Below are 3,913 nucleotides of genomic sequence, written 5' to 3' on the forward strand. Positions count from 1 at the left end.
TTTCTTCTCATTCACATTTATTCACATTTATTTACATCCTCTCATAATCTTGTCAAATAATCGAAATATTTTTTCCTTCTTCAACTGCTATCCAAAAAATATGATCATGTTCCATTGCTTGCCCTTTCATTCGTTTTCATAAAACGATTTTACACTATCATTTTCAACACTCAATCAAAAAAAGGTAAATTGTGTTAATAAATTTAGTAAATATAGAATATACTCATCCATATTCCTTTGCATAAAAAATTTTTATACACAGGAAATGATCAATCCTCTTCGCGAATTTCTCCGGCTTTTTTCAAACCGTATTTTGTCAAAATCGGACCGATCAATTCGAAAAATATACAGGTTGCAGTTACAGTTGTGATGACAATAGTACCCAACTGATCACCGGAAGTTATTTCGATCCCATTTACAATATCAACAACTTTCCCGAGACCTCGGAATTCATGTTTAACTATCAGAGCGAGACCGATAGCCACTCCTGCTTGAGAAAGGATTCCCAAACCAAGATATTTTTTGATTTTATTCTCAACTTTTCCAATAATACCTCCAAGCCGAGAGCCGCCAATCAATCCCGCAGAACGGGTGAAAACGTAAATCAAACCCAATAAACCCAACGAAGGAAGTGCGGAAATATGAAGACTCGAGCCAGCAAGAGTGAAAAATAAGATAAAAATCAAAGGCATTATATGTGGAAGGCGTTCAGACATCTTTCTGACCAAATTGCGAGATTGAGTATTTACGACAATAGCACCAACCACCATATTCGTGAGAATCGGGGAGAGACGTGCAACTTCGCAAAATCCCACGGAAATAAGCACAAAACCGAATATAATAATAAAAATATCCGTAGCATTTTTTAATCTTCTTGCCAAAATCGAAAGCAGCATTCCCACCATAATTCCAAAAGCGACGCTGAAAAATATTTCCTTTAGAGGATTGAAAATAAGGAGTAGAAAATTCTCGGAAGCTGTCCCGCTTTGATGCGCCAATATACTTCGGGCAAAAGCAGCTGCGAACCCAAAAATGATTATTCCCAAACCGTCATCAAAACCCACAACAGCATATAATGCTCGGGTCAGATTTCCTTTTGCTTTGAATTCCTGAATAACCGCTACGGTACCGGCAGGAGCGCTAGCAGGTGCAACTGCAGCGAAAATGAGAGCCATTGGCAAATTGCCGGTTAGCAAAAAAATACCTCCGAAAACAAGTATAAACGCTCCAAAGGATTCCAATAAAATGATGTATAATATCCCGATTCCTAATTTCTTTAAGGAAGAAATACGCAATTCCAATCCGATGCTAAGTGCTACAAACCCGAGTGCAATATCCGTGATAAAAGCCAAATTATTTTGGATACCGCTATTTATAAAATTAAAAATAGAGGGTCCAAGAATTACGCCAATCAGCATATAACCGATGATTAAAGGCAAATGTACATATTTCATCAACTTACCAAAATAAAAGGATATTATTGTGATTAATCCGACCAGCAAGATTGTTGCGAGCGGGTTTGATTGCAAGTGAAGAATATTTTCCATTATTATAATCCTTTAGATATTCAACGATCCGTTAAAGTAAAAAAGTTTCTGGACGGTCATCATAATTCCGGATTTATCATCAAGTTCGTCAATCATCGTGTTTATTCTTCGTATGGTTTCATTGGCAAATGATTTGTTTACGGTTGCGATGATCAACTTGTTGAATCCTTCCCGGTGTTCGCTCCAAAAGTTTGCGAATAAAGGCAATCTATGTAAATAATAGGTAGCATCATTAACATCTACCACATACTCAAAACAGTCTTCCATCTCAGCGAACATTTGCAAAAGATCTTCAAATTTGTCCTCAAGTTGCACATTAATATGGAAAAGAAAACAATCTTCTTTTGGACTCAATCTGTTTTCAAAATCAGTTATTTCAAGGAATTTCGCGTGTACTTTTTCTTGGTCCTTCAGGAGTAGTAGTTCGTCCACAGCCGATTTTTTACTTAGTATTTTTGAAATATGCGATAATAATCTGATATGTTCATTTCTTTTCGATTCGGGTGAAATAATGTAAATAAATAATTTTGCCTTCTTTCCATCCAAAGAATCAAAATCAATTCCGTGCGGGATTGTGATGATTCCAATCACGAATTCGGAAATATTATCAAAACTACAATGAGGAACCGCTATTCCTTTTCCAATACCGGTAGAAACTAGCTCTTCTCGTTTTCTTAAAGCAGCAAGTAATTTTTTTTGCGAGATATTCTTTAAATCCGGATTTTTAATTGCATTTTCTGCAATAATTTTCAAAAGTGAATTTTTATCTATCGCATCACAATCTACGATAATGTTATCTTTCGACAAATTTTTGAAAAGGCTCATAATTCTTCCTTTCAGTGATTTTATTTTAAAGTTAAACAGATTTACCACAGAGAGCACCGAGAACACAGAGAAAAAACAAATAAGTAGTATCTGTCCATAAAGGGAAATCTTGAGTTAATCCTCCGGTGCTATCCGGATTAAAGAATGCTTCAGCATTCTTTTTTCGATTTAGCGTGGGGGTTTACCCCCTCGCAAACAACGCCTAAATTAATTTGTGCCTATACATAAACTCACATATCAGCTAGAATATAATCCTTCATTCATTTTTACAACTCATCCCCTAACCCCTTCTCTTCAAAAAGAAGGGGAACTCTTGTCTCTCTCTTCTCGACAGGAGAGCATTGGGGAACGAGAATTGAAAAAAATAGCCTATCCGTTCACGGATAGGTATAGAATGAAATAGATTATTCTACGTCATTATGGCGTTTAGCAACAGTTGAAACTTGAAAAGGGAATAGTCCCTAACTGCTGCGCTATTAATAATTTGAATTTAGTTCCAGCAAATACCCATAAACCTGCCCGAGAGCAATACCAGCGTCATTGGGTGGAACCTGCTGATTGAAATATAAATTGAATTTACTGCTTTTAAATTTTTGCAAAATCATGTCAACAAGAACGGCATTTTGGAACACACCTCCGGAAAAAGAAATATTTCTACAGCCGTATTCCGCTTGAATTTTTTTGCATAACTCAAACACAATTTCTGCAATAGTAAAATGAAATCGGGATGAAATTTCGCCTTTTTCAACTTTGTTTTTCACATCTTGAACAATTTCGCAAATCATGGAAGAAATGTCAAATTGAATAAGTCCGTGATTTCCGCTAATTTCCCACGAATACGGCTGATCAATTTTTCTCTCGGCAATTGATTCAAGCTTCATAGGTGCTTCCCCCTGATAAGTGTTGTAATTGCAAACGCCGATCAAAGAGGCAATTGCGTCAAAGAGTCTGCCCATACTGGAATTCATAATTTTTGCCGACCGGTTTCGTAAAATGTGCAGCAGGAATTTTTTTTGCGGATATTTTTCGTCCGGAATAAATTTATCAATCATTTTCGGGCAGGCATCATACAGATAAATAAGAGCCATTCGCCACGGCTCTTTTGCAGCCATATCAGCGGAAACCATCGGCTGATATTTCAGATGAGCGACTCGTTTTGCTTTTTTCCCATTTATTACAAAAAATTCTCCACCCCAAATCTGTCCGTCATCACCGAGTCCGGTTCCGTCAAAAGAAACTCCAATAGTTTTTTCCAAACCATGCTCTGCCATTACGGAATAAATATGAGCTTTATGATGCTGGATAAATTTTATGGGAATTTTGTTTTCTTCCGCATATTTTTCGGCAAATTGGGTAGAAAAATAATTTCGATGCTTATCCGCGATTACGATTTTGGGATTTATCTCAAACATTTTTTTGAAATAAGCAAGAGTTTCCTTATAAAATTTTAGATTGCTCGCATACTGCAAATCCCCTAAAAATTGGCTTCCCAAAAATATAGAATTTTTCAGCAAACCGAAACTTCCTTTCATGTCCGCACC

General features: G+C 36.5%; 3 protein-coding genes. All 3 read right to left on the bottom strand.

Annotated features, from left to right (window positions below; all coding sequences use genetic code 11):
• Positions 1-269 precede the first annotated feature (269 nt).
• The gene (locus U9P79_02695; protein ID MEA2103538.1) at positions 270-1,547 is read right to left on the bottom strand and encodes a cation:proton antiporter; all 1,278 of its coding nucleotides are present in this window, start codon (positions 1,545-1,547) and stop codon (positions 270-272) included.
• Positions 1,548-1,559: 12 nt separating this feature from the next.
• Positions 1,560-2,372 carry a PTS sugar transporter subunit IIA gene (locus U9P79_02700; GenBank protein MEA2103539.1) on the bottom strand — a complete coding sequence of 271 codons (813 nt, stop codon included), beginning with the start codon at positions 2,370-2,372 and terminating at the stop codon, positions 1,560-1,562.
• 476 nt (positions 2,373-2,848) lie between these two features.
• Positions 2,849-3,913: carbamoyltransferase HypF (locus tag U9P79_02705; protein ID MEA2103540.1), on the bottom strand; the 1,065-nt coding region annotated here is incomplete at its 5' end.

This window comes from Candidatus Cloacimonadota bacterium, from assembly GCA_034661015.1.
Taxonomy (GTDB): domain Bacteria; phylum Cloacimonadota; class Cloacimonadia; order JGIOTU-2; family JGIOTU-2; genus JAYEKN01.